Annotated in this window: 10 protein-coding genes; all 10 read left to right on the top strand. The window is 45.2% G+C overall.

Annotated features, from left to right (window positions below; genetic code table 11):
- Nucleotides 1–93 precede the first annotated feature (93 nt).
- The 10 genes from H8716_RS00735 (at nt 94) to H8716_RS00690 (ending at nt 18,135) form a co-directional block, all read left to right on the top strand.
- Nucleotides 94–2,745: a valine--tRNA ligase gene (locus tag H8716_RS00735; RefSeq protein ID WP_249306530.1), complete on the top strand. Its 2,652-nt coding sequence runs from the start codon at nt 94–96 to the stop codon at nt 2,743–2,745.
- Nucleotides 2,746–3,045: 300 nt separating this feature from the next.
- A complete protein-coding gene (gene addB, locus H8716_RS00730) occupies nt 3,046–6,474 on the top strand; it encodes a helicase-exonuclease AddAB subunit AddB (RefSeq protein WP_249306527.1) in 3,429 nt (1,142 codons plus the stop codon).
- Nucleotides 6,452–10,039, top strand: coding sequence for a helicase-exonuclease AddAB subunit AddA (gene addA, locus H8716_RS00725; RefSeq protein WP_249306525.1), 3,588 nt, complete (start codon nt 6,452–6,454; stop codon nt 10,037–10,039). Before addB ends, addA begins: the two co-directional genes overlap by 23 nt.
- A gap of 1 nt (nt 10,040) precedes the next feature.
- Nucleotides 10,041–12,998 carry a YfhO family protein gene (locus H8716_RS00720; RefSeq protein ID WP_249306523.1) on the top strand — a complete coding sequence of 986 codons (2,958 nt, stop codon included), beginning with the start codon at nt 10,041–10,043 and terminating at the stop codon, nt 12,996–12,998.
- Entirely contained in the window at nt 12,995–14,164 is a 1,170-nt protein-coding gene (locus tag H8716_RS00715) for an aminotransferase class I/II-fold pyridoxal phosphate-dependent enzyme (RefSeq protein WP_249306521.1), read from the top strand. The genes H8716_RS00720 and H8716_RS00715 overlap by 4 nt, the downstream gene beginning before the upstream one ends.
- A 12-nt stretch (nt 14,165–14,176) precedes the next feature.
- On the top strand, nt 14,177–15,088 hold the full coding sequence (gene murB / locus H8716_RS00710; RefSeq protein ID WP_249306515.1) for a UDP-N-acetylmuramate dehydrogenase: 912 nt from the start codon (nt 14,177–14,179) through the stop codon (nt 15,086–15,088).
- A 12-nt stretch (nt 15,089–15,100) separates the two neighbouring features.
- Nucleotides 15,101–15,961 carry an RNase adapter RapZ gene (gene rapZ / locus H8716_RS00705; RefSeq protein WP_249306513.1) on the top strand — a complete coding sequence of 287 codons (861 nt, stop codon included), beginning with the start codon at nt 15,101–15,103 and terminating at the stop codon, nt 15,959–15,961.
- A gap of 18 nt (nt 15,962–15,979) precedes the next feature.
- A complete protein-coding gene (whiA, locus tag H8716_RS00700; RefSeq protein WP_249306511.1) occupies nt 15,980–16,960 on the top strand; it encodes a DNA-binding protein WhiA in 981 nt (326 codons plus the stop codon).
- The gene (locus H8716_RS00695; RefSeq protein WP_249306508.1) at nt 16,953–17,207 is read left to right on the top strand and encodes an HPr family phosphocarrier protein; all 255 of its coding nucleotides are present in this window, start codon (nt 16,953–16,955) and stop codon (nt 17,205–17,207) included. The genes whiA and H8716_RS00695 overlap by 8 nt, the downstream gene beginning before the upstream one ends.
- A gap of 235 nt (nt 17,208–17,442) precedes the next feature.
- Nucleotides 17,443–18,135, top strand: a complete 693-nt coding sequence (locus tag H8716_RS00690; RefSeq protein ID WP_117448995.1) for an iron-sulfur cluster assembly scaffold protein — start codon at nt 17,443–17,445, stop codon at nt 18,133–18,135.
- Nucleotides 18,136–18,137: the final 2 nt, after the last annotated feature.

Here is an 18,137-nt window from a genome sequence, read left to right as displayed (position 1 = left end):
TTTGTTATTTCATAGGAAAGTGCATCCTGTGAAATAACAAACACTCCGTGAGGATGTTCATTGTTTTGACCACAAGATTTGAAAGGAGCAGTTATGAGCAAAGAATTAGCAAAAACCTATGACCCGAAGGGGCTGGAAGACCGTCTTTACCAGAAATGGGTAGACAACGGATATTTCCATGCAAAAGTCAATCCAGATAAAAAACCATTTACCATTGTTATGCCGCCACCAAACGTAACCGGTCAGCTTCATATGGGACATGCACTGGATAACACTATGCAGGATATCCTGATTCGTTACAAGAGAATGCAGGGGTACGAAGCACTGTGGCAGCCGGGAACAGACCATGCAGCCATTGCCACAGAAGTAAAAGTAACCAATATGTTGAAGGAAAAAGGCATTGACAAGCATGAAATTGGAAGAGATGCATTCATGAAATATGCATGGGAATGGAAAGAAGAGTACGGCAGCCGTATCATCAACCAGTTAAAGAAGCTGGGAGCTTCCGCAGACTGGGAAAGAGAACGTTTTACCATGGATGAAGGATGCTCCGAAGCAGTAGAAGAAGTTTTTGTAAAGCTTTATAAAAAGGGCTGGATCTACAAGGGAAGCCGTATCATTAACTGGTGTCCGGTCTGCCAGACATCTCTGTCTGATGCGGAAGTAGAGCATGAAGATCAGGACGGATTCTTCTGGCATATCAACTATCCGGTAGTGGGAGAAGAAGGACGTTTCGTAGAGATCGCCACCACCCGTCCAGAGACGCTGCTGGGAGATACCGCTGTAGCAGTAAACCCGACTGATGAAAGATATACCGATATCGTTGGCAAGATGTTAAAGCTGCCACTGACCGATCGTGAGATCCCTGTCATCGCAGATGAATATGTAGACAAAGAATTCGGAACAGGCTGCGTAAAGATCACACCGGCTCATGACCCGAACGACTTTGAAGTTGGAAAACGCCATAATCTGGCAGAGATCAACATCCTGAATGATGATGCTACCATCAACGAACTGGGCGGCAAGTATGCAGGCATGGATCGTTATGAAGCAAGAAAAGCCATGGTAAAAGATCTGGATGATTTAGGTCTCCTGGTAAAAGTAGTTCCACACAGCCATGCAGTGGGAACTCACGACAGATGCCACACTACCGTAGAACCAATGGTAAAACCACAGTGGTTCGTAAAGATGGCTGATATGGCAAAGGCTTCTATCAAAGCGCTGGAAGACGGCGAACTGACCTTCGTTCCGGAACGTTTTGATAAGACTTATTTACACTGGCTGGAAAATATCAAAGACTGGTGTATCTCCAGACAGCTGTGGTGGGGACACAGAATCCCTGCATATTACTGCGAAGAATGTGGTGAGATGGTAGTAAACAAAGGCGGCGCACCGGAAAAATGCCCGAAATGCGGATGCACACACTTTAAGCAGGATGAAGATTCTCTGGATACTTGGTTTTCATCTGCACTGTGGCCGTTCTCCACACTCGGATGGCCACACAACACACCGGAGATGAATTACTTCTATCCGACAGATGTACTGGTAACCGGATATGATATTATTTTCTTCTGGGTTATCCGTATGGTATTCTCCGGACTGGAACAGACCGGAAAGGCACCATTCCATCATGTACTGATTCACGGTCTTGTACGTGACTCTCAGGGACGTAAGATGAGTAAGTCTCTTGGAAACGGTATCGATCCTCTGGAAGTCATTGATAAATACGGTGCAGATGCACTGCGTCTGACACTGATGACAGGTAATGCACCTGGAAATGATATGCGTTTCTACTGGGAGAGAGTAGAATCCAGTCGTAACTTTGCAAATAAGATCTGGAATGCCTCCAGATTTATTATGATGAACCTGGAAAAAGCCGAAGTGCCACAGGAGATGCCGGCAGATCAGCTTACCCAGGCAGATAAATGGATCTTATCCAAGGTCAATACGCTGGCAAAAGATGTAACTGAGAACATGGACAAATTCGAACTGGGTATTGCAGTACAGAAGGTATACGACTTTATCTGGGAAGAATTCTGTGACTGGTACATCGAGATGGTAAAACCTCGTCTATACAATGACGAAGATACCACCAAGGCAGCCGCACTGTGGACACTGAAGACGGTACTTGGAAATGCATTGAAATTACTGCATCCATTTATGCCATTCGTAACAGAAGAGATCTACTGTACACTGAATCCACAGGAAGAATCCATTATGATCTCTGCATGGCCAGAGTACACCGACAGTTGGAACTTCGAAGCAGAAGAAACAGCCGTAGAGACCATCAAAGAAGCAGTACGTGCCATTCGTAACGTCAGAACCGGCATGAACGTACCGCCAAGTAAGAAAGCAAAAGTATATGTTGTTTCTGAAAATGAAACAGTTCGTGATATTTTCGAAAATGGTAAAGTCTTCTTTGCTACTCTGGGATATGCCAGTGAAGTACTGATCCAGGCAGACAAGGCAGGTATTGCAGATGATGCAGTATCCGCAGTGATCCACGAAGCAGTGATCTACATGCCATTTGCAGAACTGGTAGATATCGAGAAAGAGATCGAACGACTGAAGAAAGAAGAGCAGCGCCTGACCAAAGAACTTGCCCGTGTAAACGGTATGCTTAGCAACGAAAAATTCGTCAGCAAAGCACCGGCAGCCAAGATCGAAGAAGAAAAGGGCAAGCTGGCAAAATACACTGACATGATGACTCAGGTGAAGGAAAGACTTGCACAGTTATGTAAATAATAGTTTAACGGACGTCATGCAAAATATATTGCTATCGGACGCGCTCTCGCTCTTATCATAACGCAGCGGTGCATAAGGCGCTAAAATACAGCGCCTAAACACCGGCGTTATTCTACGGTCCGATAAGCAAGCATATTTTTGCATGACTGGAACGGATATATCTAATCTATAGGATGTCTGATACAGTAATTTATAAGATACTGTGTCAGGTAATGGAATTCGTATTTGTAAAGGTACTGAACAGATACGTATATTTTGCATCGTCACAGAGCATAGATATGCATTATATAGGAGGAATGTATGTCCCTTCAGTTAATACTTGGCAATTCCGGCAGCGGAAAATCTTATGAATTGTATAAGCACATCATAACAGCTTCGGTTCAGTCACCGGGAACTCGGTTCCTGGTGATTGTGCCGGAGCAATTTACTATGCAGACACAGAAGGAACTGGTGCGTCTGCATCCGAGAAAAGGTATTTTAAATATTGATATTTTAAGTTTTCAGAGACTGGCACACCGCATTTTTGAGGAAGTGGGTGCTGACCGCAGGACGGTTCTGGAGGATATGGGAAAAACGCTGATGCTTCGGCGGACAGCTGCCAGACATCGTGAGGAACTGCGGGTGTTAAAGGGCAATCTGAATAAAAAAGGATATCTGGCACAGATCAAGTCGCTGATATCTGAGTTCGCCCAGTATGATATAGATCAGGAGAAAATGAATCAGATGCTGGAGGCCAGTAAGGAGAGACCCCAGCTTTATTATAAATTACAGGATCTGGATATTCTTTATCGTGGATTCGAAGAAGAACTGGCAGGAAAGTATATCACTGCCGAGGAAACACTGGAAGCATTGTGTCAGGTGGCGGGACAGTCAGAGATCCTGAAAGACAGTGTGATTGTATTGGATGGATTTACCGGTTTTACACCAATTCAGCATAAGCTTTTGCGGGAATTGCTGGTGCTGGCGAAGGAAGTCTATGTAACCGTCACTATAGATACAGGGGAAGATTTCTTTCGTATTTATGGTGAACATGAACTATTCTATCTCAGTAAGAAAACCATCCGTTCTTTAAGCCATATGGCGCAGGAGTGTGGCTGTGAGATAAGAGAACCCTGGATTCTGGAAAATAAAGTTCAGCCAAGATTTTGCAGGAGTCGGGAACTGGCACATCTGGAAAAAAATATTTTCCGCACCAAAAGAAAAGTGTACAGAGAAAAGATAAATGGGGATATCAGTGTGCATACAGCAGCCAGCCCTGCACAGGAGTCCCATTATGTGGCAAGAACCATCCGTAGTCTGGTAAAAAAGGGGTATCGTTATTCCCAGATTGCCATTATCACAGGAGATCTGGCAGCCTATGCGGATGAATTGCCCCATGTATTTCAGGAATATGAGATTCCGATCTTCATGGACAGTCGCAGAGCTGTTTTTTCCAATCCATATATCGAGCTGCTGAGGGCAGTATTGGATCTGGCAGGAAAAGATCAGATGCTGCCGGGGATTTTCCGTATCCTGCGCACAGGAATGTGTGGACTGGCGGCAGAAGATGTGGATATTCTGGAAAATTACACACTGGCGGCAGGTATGAAGTCCCATGGCAGATGGAAAAAGGAATTCGACTGGATTCCAGAAGGATTTACCACGGAACAGTGTGAAAAATGTGAAGAGATGCGCCGCCAGATTATGGAATCACTGGAAGAACCCCGGAAACTTCTGAGGTCTTCCAGGACAACAGTAAGAGAAAAAACAACAGCATTGTATCAGCTTGGCTGTGTATACAATGTGCAGACACAATTGGAACAGTATGCATCCGTTTTTGAAAAAAAGGGTGAACTGGATATGCAGAAGGAATATGAACAGGTTTATCAGCTGGTAATGGATCTGTTTGATAAAATGGTGGAGCTGCTTGGGGAAGAAAAGATGACTCTGGCAGAATACACGGAACTTCTGGAGACTGGATTTGAAGAATTGCGTGTGGGGATTATTCCCCCAAGCATGGACCGAGTGCAGGTGGGAGACATCGAGCGTACCCGTCTGAAGGATATCCGTGCACTGTTTTTCATGGGATTGAATGACGGATGGGTGCCGGGAAGCGGCAGCGGCGGTGGCATGCTGTCCCAGATGGAGCGCGAGACACTGGAAAAAAGCAGGGTAGAACTGGCACCGACAGCGAGACAGGAGAGTTATATACAGAAGTTTTACCTGTATCAGAATCTGACGAAGCCATCTGAAAAACTGTATTTATCTTACTGTAAGGCAACTTCGGATGGCAGTGCCATGCGTTCGTCCTACGTGATCCGTATGGTGATGCGTCTGTTCCCTGAGATACAGGTGCAGGATGAAGATTATACAGAGAATCTGCTGAAGCGTGCGGTGACGACCAGAAGCGGAATAACACTGCTGGCAGAAGGACTTCAGAATATTCGTGAGACCAGCCCATCAGCTGCGTGGATGGAACTGTATCAGTGGTACCGGAAGCAGGAAAACTGGCAGGAACAGACCGAAGATCTGGTACATGCTGCGTTCCTCAGGTTTGATGAAAGTGGAATCGGAAAAGCAGCAGCATCAAAATTATACGGGGAGATTTTAAGCAACAGCGTCAGCCGTCTGGAAAAGTTTGCGTCCTGCGCTTTTGCTCATTTTCTGCAGTACGGTCTGCAGTTAAAGGAGCGGCAGGAATATGAATTCCACCCTGTGGATATGGGATCGGTGACACACCGGATCATAGAACTTTTTTCCAGAAAAGTGGAACTGGAAGAGGGAAGCTGGGAAGGGCTGACGGAAGAGACCAGAAATAAACTCATTGATGAGTGTGTAGATCAGGTTGCAGAAGAATACGGGCATCAGATTCTCCACAGCAGTGCCAGAAATGAATTCGTAATTGAGAGGCTCAGGAGAATTCTGCGCCGTACTGCGTGGGCGCTGCAGAAGCAGATTCTGGCAGGGAGTTTCAGACCTGCCGGTTATGAAGTATCTTTTACCCAGGTAGCCGACCTGGATGCAGTAAATATTGCATTGTCAGAGGAAGAAAAAATGCGCCTAAAGGGTAAGATTGACAGGATCGATACCTGTGAGAAGGATGGGGAAGTCTACATCAAAGTTATCGATTATAAATCAGGAAATAAATCTTTTGACCTGGTGGCATTGTATTATGGACTGCAGCTTCAGCTGGTGGTTTATCTGAATGCCGCAGTGGAGATGGAACAGAGAATCTACAAAGAAAAAGAGATTATTCCGGCAGGAATTTTTTATTATCATGTGAAGGATCCGATGCTGACCGGAAAAGATACAGAGTCAGCTGAAGAGATATCGTCAGAGATTCTGAAGGAATTAAAGCTGACCGGTCTGGTAAGTTCCGATAAGAAGGTTTACCGGGAAATGGATCAGCATTTTGCAGGGACATCGGATGTAATTCCGGTGGCCGAGAATAAGGACGGAACCTTATCCAAACGTTCCAAAGCGGTAAAAAAAGAGCAGTTCCATACGCTGTCTTCCTTTGTACAGGAGAAAATGAAGGAACTGGGCAGAAGAATGCTGGATGGAGAGATCGCAGCTGTTCCCTTCGAGAGAAAAACGCAGACCGGATGTGATTACTGCATTTATCGGTCGATCTGCAGAATGGATCCGAAGCTGCCGGGCACACATTACCGGAGACTGAAAGAGTATACAGAAGAAATGATATGGAAGAAAATGGAGAATCAGGAAGATGGCAACGAACTGGACCAGTGAGCAAAAAGCAGTTATTGATTTGAGAAACTGTAATATATTGGTATCTGCTGCGGCAGGATCCGGAAAAACCGCAGTACTGGTAGAACGGATTCTGTCACTGCTTATGGATGAGAGGTATCCGGCAGAGATTGACCGTATGCTGATCGTGACCTTTACCAATGCGGCAGCAGGAGAGATGCGTGACCGTATCAGGGAACGCCTGGAGGAAAAGCTGGAAGAAGAACTGGAACCTGGAATGATGGAGCATCTGCAAAGACAGAGTGCACTGCTTCAGAATGCACAGATCTCCACTATTCACAGTTTCTGCCAGTATGTGATACGCAATTATTTTCATACCATTGATCTGGATCCGGATTTTCGGATCGCAGATGACGGAGAACAGAAACTTTTGCAAAGCGATGTGCTGGAACAGCTTCTGGAAGAAAAGTATGCAGAAAAATCTGAAGCTTTTCTCTATATGGTGGAATCCATTGCTACCGGGCGGGACGACAGGGTACTGGAAAGTGCCGTATTGCAGTTATATCATTTTTCCATGAGCTTTCCATGGCCACAGGAGTGGCTGGATCAGTGCCGCAGGGAATATGAGGCAGAAAATGTGGAAAATTTTCTGGATATGCCCTGGATTGCGGAACTGGTGAAGGTGGCAAAAGTACAGGTTGGGGATCTGTTACAGATGCTCAGACGGGCTCTGGAACTCTGCAGGGAAGAACATGGACCTTATATGTATGAAGAGGCACTGCAAAGTGATCTGGATATGCTGGAGCAGTTACGGACACCGGAGACTTACCGGGAGTTGGGAAATGCAATACGGAGCATGGGAAAATGGGAAACCCTTTCCTCCAAAAGAGATGAACAGGTAGATCCTAAGAGCCGGGATACGGTGAAGGAAATCCGGGAAGAGGTAAAAAGAAATTTCACCAAAATCCGGGATACTTATTTTTACGCTCCGCCGGAAGTGCTGTATGAACATATGAAACGCTGCCGTCCGATGATGGAGCAGCTGCTGGATCTGACAAAAGAGTTTGCAGATTGTTATACACAGGAAAAACGCAAACGGAATCTCTGCGATTTTAATGACCTGGAGCATCTGGCATTGCAGATACTGATGGAGCGTAAGGAGGGAACCTGTACGCGTACTCAGGCAGCAAGAGATCTGGCAGATTATTATCAGTATATTATGATTGACGAATATCAGGACAGCAATCTGGTACAGGAAATGATTCTGACGGGGATCAGCGGTGAGCCGGAAGGTATCCACAACCTGTTCATGGTGGGGGATGTAAAGCAGAGCATTTACCGTTTTCGTCTGGCAAGACCGGAGCTGTTTATGGAAAAATATGAAACCTATGATCTTCAGGAGGGCAGCAATCGAAGAATTGACCTTCATAAAAATTTCCGAAGCCGTGCTCAGGTACTGGAGAGTACCAATGAATTGTTTGATAAAATTATGGACCGGGATCTGGGAAAGGTAGCCTATGATGAGGCGGCAAGGCTGTATCCGGGAGCAGTTTTTGAAGATGCGCCTGATCCGGACAGCTATGGAAGTGAAATGCTGCTGCTGGATCTGGCTGAGAACGAGGAATCCGAAGAGACAGACAGGGAACTGGAAGCCCGTATGGTCGGCAGGCGGATTCTGGAACTGATGAAGACACAAAAGGTCTGGGATAAAAATGAAAAGTCCTATCGTCCGGTACAGTTTGGCGATATTGTGATATTGCTGCGTACGGTAACCGGCTGGGCAGAGGATTTTGCAAGAGTACTGGGAAATATGGGAATTCCGGTATTTGCCGGAGCCAGAAGCGGTTATTTTTCAGCACCGGAAATACAGACGGTACTGGCACTTTTGAAAGTGATTGACAATCCATGCCAGGATATACCGCTGGCATCGGTGCTGTATTCTCCAATTGGTAAGAAGTCTCCACAGCAGCTTGCAGAATTGAAAGGCAGAGGTGAAGGTAAGGCATTTTATCAGGTCTGCATGGAAGCAGAAGAACTTCACCCATTTTTTGCCATGTTGGAGCAGTTTCGTAAGAGGGCAGTGTATACGCCAATGCAGGAAATGTTGTGGGAACTCCTGGATGAGACTGGATATTTGGATTATGTGACGGCTATGCCGGGCGGCAGACAGCGGCGTGCCAATCTGGATATGCTGGTGGAAAAGGCAGCAGCATATGAAACGGGAAGTTATCACGGTCTGTACCACTTCGTGCGCTATATTGAAAACCTTCATAAATACGAAATTGATTTTGGAGAAGCCGTGTCCGGAGGGGAAGAAAGCCATATGGTGCGGATTATGAGTATCCATAAAAGCAAGGGACTGGAATTCCCGGTGGTGTTTGTGGCAGGAATGGGGAAGAATCTGAATCAGACAGATTCCACCTCACAGTTTGTGACACATATGGATCTGGGAATCGGCTGCGATGATGTAGATCCGGTTCTGCGTGTCAGCGGAAGTACGCTGTTTAAGAACTTTGTGAAAATGCAGATTCGCAATGAGAATCTGGGTGAGGAACTGCGGGTACTCTATGTTGCTCTGACTCGCGCAAAAGAAAAGCTTATTATCACCGGAGCAGCAGACGGTCTGGATAAAAAACTGGCAAAATGGAGTGCGAGGCTGCAACCATGGCAGAAGAAGCTGTCCTATACAGACCGGGTGCAGGCCAAATGTGATCTGGACTGGATGATGCCTGTGATACTGAGTGAAGAGGCAGCACCGGACATTGCATTTTCTGTCTGCACGGTTCAGCAGCTTCTGGAAGGAGAAGTAGAGAGACAGAGCGAATATTTGATTCAGGAACAGGAACTTCTGGGAATGCCGTCCGGGATGGTATTTGATGCCGATGCGAAGGAAGAACTGGAAACCAGTCTGGCATACCAGTATCCTTATGAAAAAGAGGAAACGATACCAAGTAAGGTCAGTGTATCGGAACTGAAGCGTATGAGTCAGAAAGAGGAAGAGACAGAAAGCGTCAGTCTGGTGCCGGAAGCAGAAGAGGAGAAAAACGCACAGAGTACAGTGATTATGCCGAAATTCCTTCAGGAAGAAGCAGAGGTATCCGGAGCCGGAAGAGGAACTGTATACCATAAGATTATGGAAAAACTGCACTTTGACCGGGACGCGGAGGAACAACTGCGGGAACTGTGCAGCAGAGGACTGGTAACAGAGAAGGAACTGGAATGTGTGAATTCAGCGAAGATTGCCAAAATGTGTGCCTCGCCTCTGGGAAAAAGAATGGCACAGGCACAGCGTAAGGACCAGCTTTTCCGGGAACAGCAGTTTGTAATGGAACTGCCTGCGGGGGACGTAAATTCCAGATGGAACTCAGAGGAATACATTTTAGTACAGGGAATTATCGATGCCTATTTTATAGAAGAAGATCATATTGTGCTGGTGGATTATAAAACGGATTTTGTGAAATTTAAAGAAGCCTCTTCCCTCTATGAAAAATATAGAGTACAATTAGGCTGTTATAAAAAAGCGTTAGAATCGCTGACGGGGTATCCGGTAAAAGAACAGATCATCTATTCTTTCTGCCTGGACCGTGAGCTGACAGGAAGTGAATAAGATGAAGAATTTTGTGAAAAAGCTGATGAATAATCAGGGACTCCGCTATATCTTTTTCGGTGGCTGCACCACAATGGTGAATCTGGTAAGTTACTGGATATTACGGAATCTGATTCATATCGATGTGACCAAGGCGAATTTCTTTGCCATTGCACTGTCGATTCTGTTTGCCTATGTGGTGAATAAGCTGTATGTATTTGAGAGTAAGACAGAAGGCAGGATTGCCCTTCTCAAAGAGATGGGGCAGTTTATAGGTATGCGTCTTCTGACCATGTTTATTGAGATCTTTGGCGTAGTTATGTTCTGCTGTGTATGGGATATGCCGGACATGATTGCCAAGCTGGCGATCCAGGTTGTGGTTCTGGTCCTGAACTTTGTATTCAGTAAGATGATCGTCTTTCAGACGGATCATAAGGAATATACACCGGAGCAACTGAAAAGGAAAATGATCCGTAAGAGATGTACCATGCTTTCTTTTACAATACCGGCTGTTACGGTATTGATTGCATATATTGTGAACGGAGTCTATCCTTTTGGGGATCATGGAGTGCTGATCATTGACTCGCTGCATCAGTACTTGCCGTTCTTTACTGATTTTCATGATAAGCTGGTGAACAGCCAGTCCCTGACCTATTCTTTCGGAGGGGGGCTGGGATATAACATGTGGGCAGTATTTGCCTACTATCTGGCAAGTCCGTTGAACCTGCTGATTACCATAGTTTCGTCAAAGCATGTCATGGATTTTATGGCATACCTCATTTTGCTGAAGATTGCTCTGACAGGCGGGATCTTTGGATGGTATCTGTCAAGAAGAGGAAAAGACAGAGACTATTTTCCGATAGCTTTTGGGTGCATGTATGCCCTGTCAGCCTTTATGATCGGATACTATTTTAATCTGATGTGGCTGGACAGTATTATGGTGCTGCCGCTGGTGATGCTTGGAATTGAGAAAATTGTTGCAGGCAAAAAAGGACGTTTTTATGCACTGGCATTATGTTATGCGCTGTACTGCAATTATTATATCGGATATATGCTGTGTCTGTTTGCATGCCTGTATTTCTGCGTATTATGGATCGGAGCAAAGAAGTTCAGCATCCGCAGGTTCCTTTGTTCCGGACTGAAGTTCACATGGTATTCTCTGCTTTCAGGCGGAATGGCAGCACTGGTTCTGCTGCCGGCATATCTGAATCTTGCCATTACAGAATCTGCAGACAGCAGTTTCCCGAGCAAAATCAAGTTCTATACAGACGGGATTACCCAGCTGACGGGACATTTTGCACTGGTTGAACCGATCAATATCTATGATGATCAGTCTGGCGTGAATATCTATTGTGGTGTGATTGTGATGATTCTGATTATCCTGTATCTGCTGGACCAGGAACTGAGACTGTCCGAGAGAGTGGCAAAGCTTCTTCTGACTGGTTTGCTGGCTATCAGTATGAATTTTAATATGCTGAATTATATCTGGCATGGTTTCCATGTACAGAATGGTCTGCCGAACCGATTTGCATTCCTGTATATTGCCATGCTTCTGACCATGGGCTTTGATGTTATACACCACATACAGAAGATGAAGGTCTGGAAGATTATGCTGGCATGGCTGCTGTCGATTCTGTTTGTGGGCTACTGTATGGTGACACAGACAGGTGACCGGGAATGGTATGTCTACATGGCAACTCTGGTTCTGCTGGTGTTATATGGAATTTTACTGTTGTGGTACTATGAGAGCGGAAAACACAAAGTACTGACAAAACGTGTCCTGACAGCAGTAATGACGCTGGAGATGGCAGTAACCGGGATCTATGGTATCTGCATGAATGGAACGGTGGGAAGAAGTACCTACGTGGATGAACAGATTGCCTATAAGAAGCTGATGGAAGAATACGATCAGACAGATGATTTCTATCGTAGTGAGATCGACAGCCAGAGAATGAGAAATGAAAATATGTTTATGGGTGCCAATGGAGTGGTGATGTTTTCTTCTACCATGCCGGAAGCAACTGTTAATATGTGCCGCAGTATCGGTATGGAAGCGAGAACAAACAAGGATGGCTACAATGGTATGACCAAACTTTTTAACGATGTATTTGGCGTCCGCTATCTGGTATCAAGAAAAGGATACGATACTTTATATCAGATGAATCAGGTGGGATATGAGGAGCCGTTATATCTGTATAAGAATGAGGATGCCCTGTCACTTGGATTCATGGTATCTTCGAATATCAAGGCGTGGGATATCTACAGTAATCGGACAGCCATGGAGGTGCAGGAAGAGTTTGCACAGCTTGCAACAGGCGAAGCGTTCCATTATACGTTGCGGGAAGCTTATTCCCTGGAAGAGGGACCGACCTATATTATCCGGCTGCATCCGGGAGACCAAACTTATATTGAGATTACTGAGAATGTGAAGAGCATTACCATCAAGACCCCGCAGGGAGAAAAGACAGTCAATAACTATACGAAAAACCTGTTCAATCTGGGAACGGTAACAGAGGAAGGGGAAGAGAGCAAGGCTAATATTACCCTTACCTTTAAAGATAATCAGAGTGGTCCTGTTCCGGTACGGGTCTATACCTGTACAGATGAGGAATACAATGCTGTTTACCAGAAACTGTCAGCCAGCCAGATGACAGATGTTACAGAAGACGGAAACCATATAAGCGGAACGGTAGATGCGCAGCAGGCAGGAACATTGCTGCTGACAATGCCGTATGATGAAGGATGGACGGTAAAGGTAGACGGCAGGGATACTGCAACCTACCGGGTAGGCGATGCCATGATGGGAATTGATCTGGAAGCAGGTACCCATACCATTGAGATGAATTTTACACCTGCAGGACTGTGGCAGGGCAGTATGATCAGTATTGTCTGCATAGGGCTGTATCTGCTCACTGCCATGCTGGAACAGTATGGACAGAAAAGAAAGAAACAGGAAGAGACTGAAGGAGAAAATAGATGAAGCTTACATTTTCAGATAAAACAGAAATGTTCGGGGAAGGTATTTTTGCCGTACTGAATGAAAAGAAGAATGAGATGCTGGCAGAAGGAAAGAAGATCTATAATCTTTCCGTTGGAACACCGGACTTTGAACCACCGGAACATATCCGTAAGGCAGTGGCAGAAGCAGCAGCAAAACCGGAGAATTACAAATATTCTCTGGCTGATCTGCCGGAACTGACACAGGCAGTACAGGACTTTTACCAGAAGCGTTTTGGGGTAAAACTGGAGAAAAATGAGATCATGTCCATGAACGGATCCCAGGAAGGAATGGCACATTTTGCATGGACTCTCTGCAATCCGGGAGATGTGGTACTGGTACCGAATCCGGGATATCCGATTTTCAAGATCGGGCCAGAACTGTGCGATGCAGTGACCGTGGAGTATCCTTTATATGAAAAGAACCATTTCCTTCCGAAGTTTGAAGACATTCCGGAAGAGACTGCAAAAAAAGCCCGTTTCATGGTAGTCAATTATCCGTCCAATCCGGTATGTTCCGTAGCGGATGATACATTCTACAGAGAGCTGATTGATTTTGCAAGAAAGTATGACATCGTCATTCTGCATGACAATGCTTATTCTGACATTGTGTTTGGAGGAAAACAGGGCGGTTCCTTCCTGCAGTACGAAGGAGCAAAAGAAGTGGGGGTAGAGTTCTATTCCCTTTCCAAGTCTTTTAACTACACAGGAGCCAGAGTATCATTCTGCGTGGGAAATGAACAGGTTGTAGAAAAGTTCAGGGCAATCCGTTCCCAGATCGATTATGGTATCTTTTATCCGATACAATATGGTGCTATTGCAGCACTTAACGGACCGCAGGACAGTGTGATTGATCAGTGTAAAAAGTATGAAAGAAGAAGCCGCACACTGAGCAGGGGCTTGTCTGAGATCGGATGGAAGGTAAGAGACACAGAAGGAACCATGTTTGTATGGGCACCATTGCCGGAAGGGTATGACAATGCCAATGCATTCTGTATGGAATTGATGGAAAAATCCGGGGTAATCTGTACACCGGGTAGCAGCTTCGGAAGTCTGGGAGAAGGCTATGTGAGATTCGCCTTGGTACTGCCGGAGGAAGAACTGCAGGCAGCAATTGAGAGTATAAAGATAAGCGGAATTCTGAAATAAAGGAGGCATTTGGTGAATCAGGAATTTTATCAGAAGTTATGCAGCATAGTTGGAGAAGAACAGGTACTGGCAGAAGAACCGATGAAGAAACATACCACATTTCGGATTGGAGGACCGGCTGATTTTCTGGTACTTCCGCAGACGTCACAGGAGATCGAAGAAGTGACCGCACTGTGCCGGAAGGAAGGACAGCCATGGTATGTGATCGGGAACGGAAGCAATCTTCTGGTGAGTGATAAAGGGGTACGTGGAGTCGTGATCCAGCTGCTGCGTAATTTTAATCAGATAGAAGTAAGTGGCGAAGAGATCCATGTTCAGGCAGGAGCAGTGAATGCATCAGTGGCGAGACAGGCACTGGATGCAGGATTGACAGGATTTGAATTCGCAGCGGGGATTCCGGGAACCACAGGAGGAGCTGTGGTCATGAATGCCGGCGCTTATGGCGGAGAGATGAAGGATATTCTGAAGGAAGTAACTGTGTTGGATGAAGATGGCAGGGTACACACGCTGGCAGCCGAAGAACTGGAACTGGGGTATCGTACCAGTATCATTGCCAGAAAAGGATATATTGTACTGGATATCTGTTTGAAGCTGGAAAAGGGAGATACGGAAGCCATCCGTGCAAAAATGGATGAACTGAGAGAAAAGCGGGTTACCAAGCAGCCGCTGGAGTATCCAAGTGCAGGCAGTACCTTCAAAAGACCGGAAGGGTATTTTGCAGGAAAGCTGATTATGGATGCGGGCTTACGCGGATTTACAGTCGGTGGTGCGCAGATATCGGAAAAGCACTGCGGATTTGTAATTAACAGGGGGAATGCCACAGCAGAGGATGTGGTGAACCTGATGGAAGAGACGAAAAAAATTGTGATGGAGAAATTTGGAGTTGTTCTGGAACCGGAGGTAAAACGGTTAGGAGAATTCTAAGATGGAGAATACATGAGATTTATAATTGTAACCGGAATGTCCGGGGCTGGCAGATCTACAGCCCTGAAGATTCTGGAGGATATGGGATACTATTGTGCGGACAATCTGCCAATTTCCCTTCTGCCAATGTTTGCACAGCTGATGAATGATAATCCGGATATTACCAAGGCAGCAGTTGGTATAGATATCCGTAACGGAAAAGAATTAGATAATATGGACGGTCAGCTGGAAGGTATGAAAACAGCCGGATATGAATATGAGATCCTGTTTATGGATGCATCGGATAAGACACTGATTAAGCGCTATAAAGAAACCAGACGCCAGCATCCGATGGCAGTGGATGGAAGAGTGGAGACAGGACTGAAGGAGGAACGCTCCAGGCTGGAATTCCTGAAAAAAGAAGCTAATTATATTATGGATACCAGTCAGCTTCTGGTACGGGAACTGGTTCAGAATATGGATGAGATCTTCCGCCAGAACCAGGAATTCAAAAATATGATGGTGACAGTACTTTCCTTTGGTTTTAAGAATGGAATTCCATCTGATGCAGATCTGGTATTTGATGTCCGTTTTCTTCCGAATCCGTATTATGTGGATGATCTGAAGACAAAGACCGGCAATGACCGGGAGGTACAGGAGTATGTGATGAACTGCCATCAGGCAGGAGAATTTCTGGATAAATTAAGTGATATGGTACAGTTCCTGATTCCAAACTATGTGGCAGAAGGTAAGAATCAGCTTGTGGTAGCCATTGGCTGTACCGGCGGAAAACACCGTTCTGTGACGATTGCCAATAAATTATATGAGATTCTGAAGGAAAACAGAGAATATAAGGTGAAGATTGAACACAGAGACATCGAAAAAGTAAGATAATGGGTAAAGGAGAAGAATATGTCGTTTTCCGGAACTGTGAAGGAAGAACTGGCAAAACAGAAATTGGGTGCCAGACATTGCCAGATAGCAGAAATAGCAGCCATCATCCGTATGTGTGGCGGAATTTCGGTATCCAGAAATGACAGATTTTTACTGAAGATCCAGACAGAGAATCTGTTTGTGGCAAGAAAGTACTTTACATTATTGCAAAAAACATTTAATATAGAAATTGAACTTTCTATCAGGCAGCATCATGGAGAAAAAAGAGGTCGAACCTATCATCTGTATGTGAAAAAGCATGAAGACGCTTTGCAGATTTTACGGGAGATCGGGATCATGAAGCCGGATGGAAAGAGTTATATGGATTTTGCAGAAGACTTCGAACTGACAGAGACAGAGCTGCTTCGGAGGATATGCTGCAAAAGAGCTTTTCTGCGGGGGGCATTTCTGGTTACCGGATCAGTCACCAATCCTGAGAAGTCTTATCATCTGGAATTTGCCTGTACTTTGGAATATCATGCAGAGCAGATTCGTAAGGTGCTTCGTTCTTTTGGAATAGAGGCACGTATGATACAGCGCAAAAAGTATTATGTGGTGTACATCAAAGAAGGAGACGGAATTGTGGATGTGCTGAATATCATGGAAGCACATCAGGCACTGATGGAACTGGAAAATATCCGTATATTAAAAGACATGAGAAATTCACTGAACCGAAAGGTCAACTGTGAGACTGCGAATATTTACAAGACCGTGAATGCAGCAGTGAAGCAGATCGAAGATATCCGGTATATTCAGGATACGATTGGCTTTGAAGAACTGTCGGAGGGACTGGCGAATATGGCAGAAGTCAGGCTGGCGAATCCAGACGCAACGTTAAAAGAATTAGGCATGTTATTATCCCCACGGATGGGAAAATCTGGTGTGAACCACCGCTTGAAAAAATTAAGTGAGATAGCGGATGGGCTAAGGTGCTGTAAGGAGGAGAAGCATTATGATTAAGAAGTCTATTAAAATTGAATTGCCTAGTGGCCTGGAGGCGCGCCCGGTGGCATTACTGGTACAGGTGGCAAGTCAGTATGAGAGCAAGATTCACGTAGAAGTGGAAGAGAAGCGTGTGAATGCCAAGAGTATTATGGGTATGATGACTCTGGGACTGGAAGCTGGCGAAGAGATCGTAGTAGAGGCAGAAGGATCTGATGAGAAGGCAGCAATTGAAGATATTGAGAAATATCTGAGCACACACTAAGTAAGATAAAATGGTACAGAGAGATAATCGTATGATTGTCTCTCTTTTTTTGAACATAGGATATTTCTTTCTGATATGACAAAACGATTTGCATTTTGCTTTTTTTTTAACATTTGACAACAGAAAAAGGCTGGACTATTTTGTCATTTTGTGCGAGAATAGTAACCGAAGTATGTTCAGAATGCAGCACATTCTGGTTACATAAAAGACTTTTACTATTGAAAGGAGTTTAAAAATGATTTATTCACGCGAAGTAGAAGAAATGTGCCCAGTAGCACAGGGTGTTCATCATGGCGCAGCTCCGATTCCGGAAGAAGCAAAATGGGTACAGGCAAAAGAAGTTAAAGACATTTCTGGTTTTACACATGGTGTAGGCTGGTGTGCTCCACAGCAGGGTGCCTGTAAGCTGAGCCTGAATGTAAAAGAAGGTATCATCCAGGAAGCACTGGTTGAGACTATCGGATGTTCAGGTATGACACATTCCGCAGCTATGGCAGCAGAGATTCTTCCGGGACTGACTGTTATGGAAGCATTAAATACAGACCTTGTTTGTGATGCAATTAACACAGCTATGAGAGAACTGTTCCTGCAGATCGTTTACGGACGTTCCCAGTCCGCATTCTCAGAAGATGGTCTGGCAGTAGGTGCAGGTCTGGAAGACCTTGGAAAAGGCCTCAGATCTCAGGTTGGTACTATGTACGGAACACTGAAAAAGGGTCCTCGTTATCTGGAAATGGCTGAAGGTTATGTTACCGGTATCGCTCTGGATGCAGATGATGAGATCATTGGATACCAGTTCGTAAGTCTTGGAAAGATGACAGACTTCATCAAGAAGGGGGATGACCCTAACACAGCTTGGGAAAAAGCTAAAGGACAGTATGGCCGTGTAGCAGATGCTGTTAAGATCATCGACCCAAGAAAAGAATAATC

The organism is Jingyaoa shaoxingensis, from assembly GCF_014385005.1.
Taxonomy (GTDB): domain Bacteria; phylum Bacillota; class Clostridia; order Lachnospirales; family Lachnospiraceae; genus Marvinbryantia; species Marvinbryantia shaoxingensis.
Note: the sequence above shows the minus strand (reverse complement) of the source record. Positions and strands in the feature narration are given on the sequence as shown.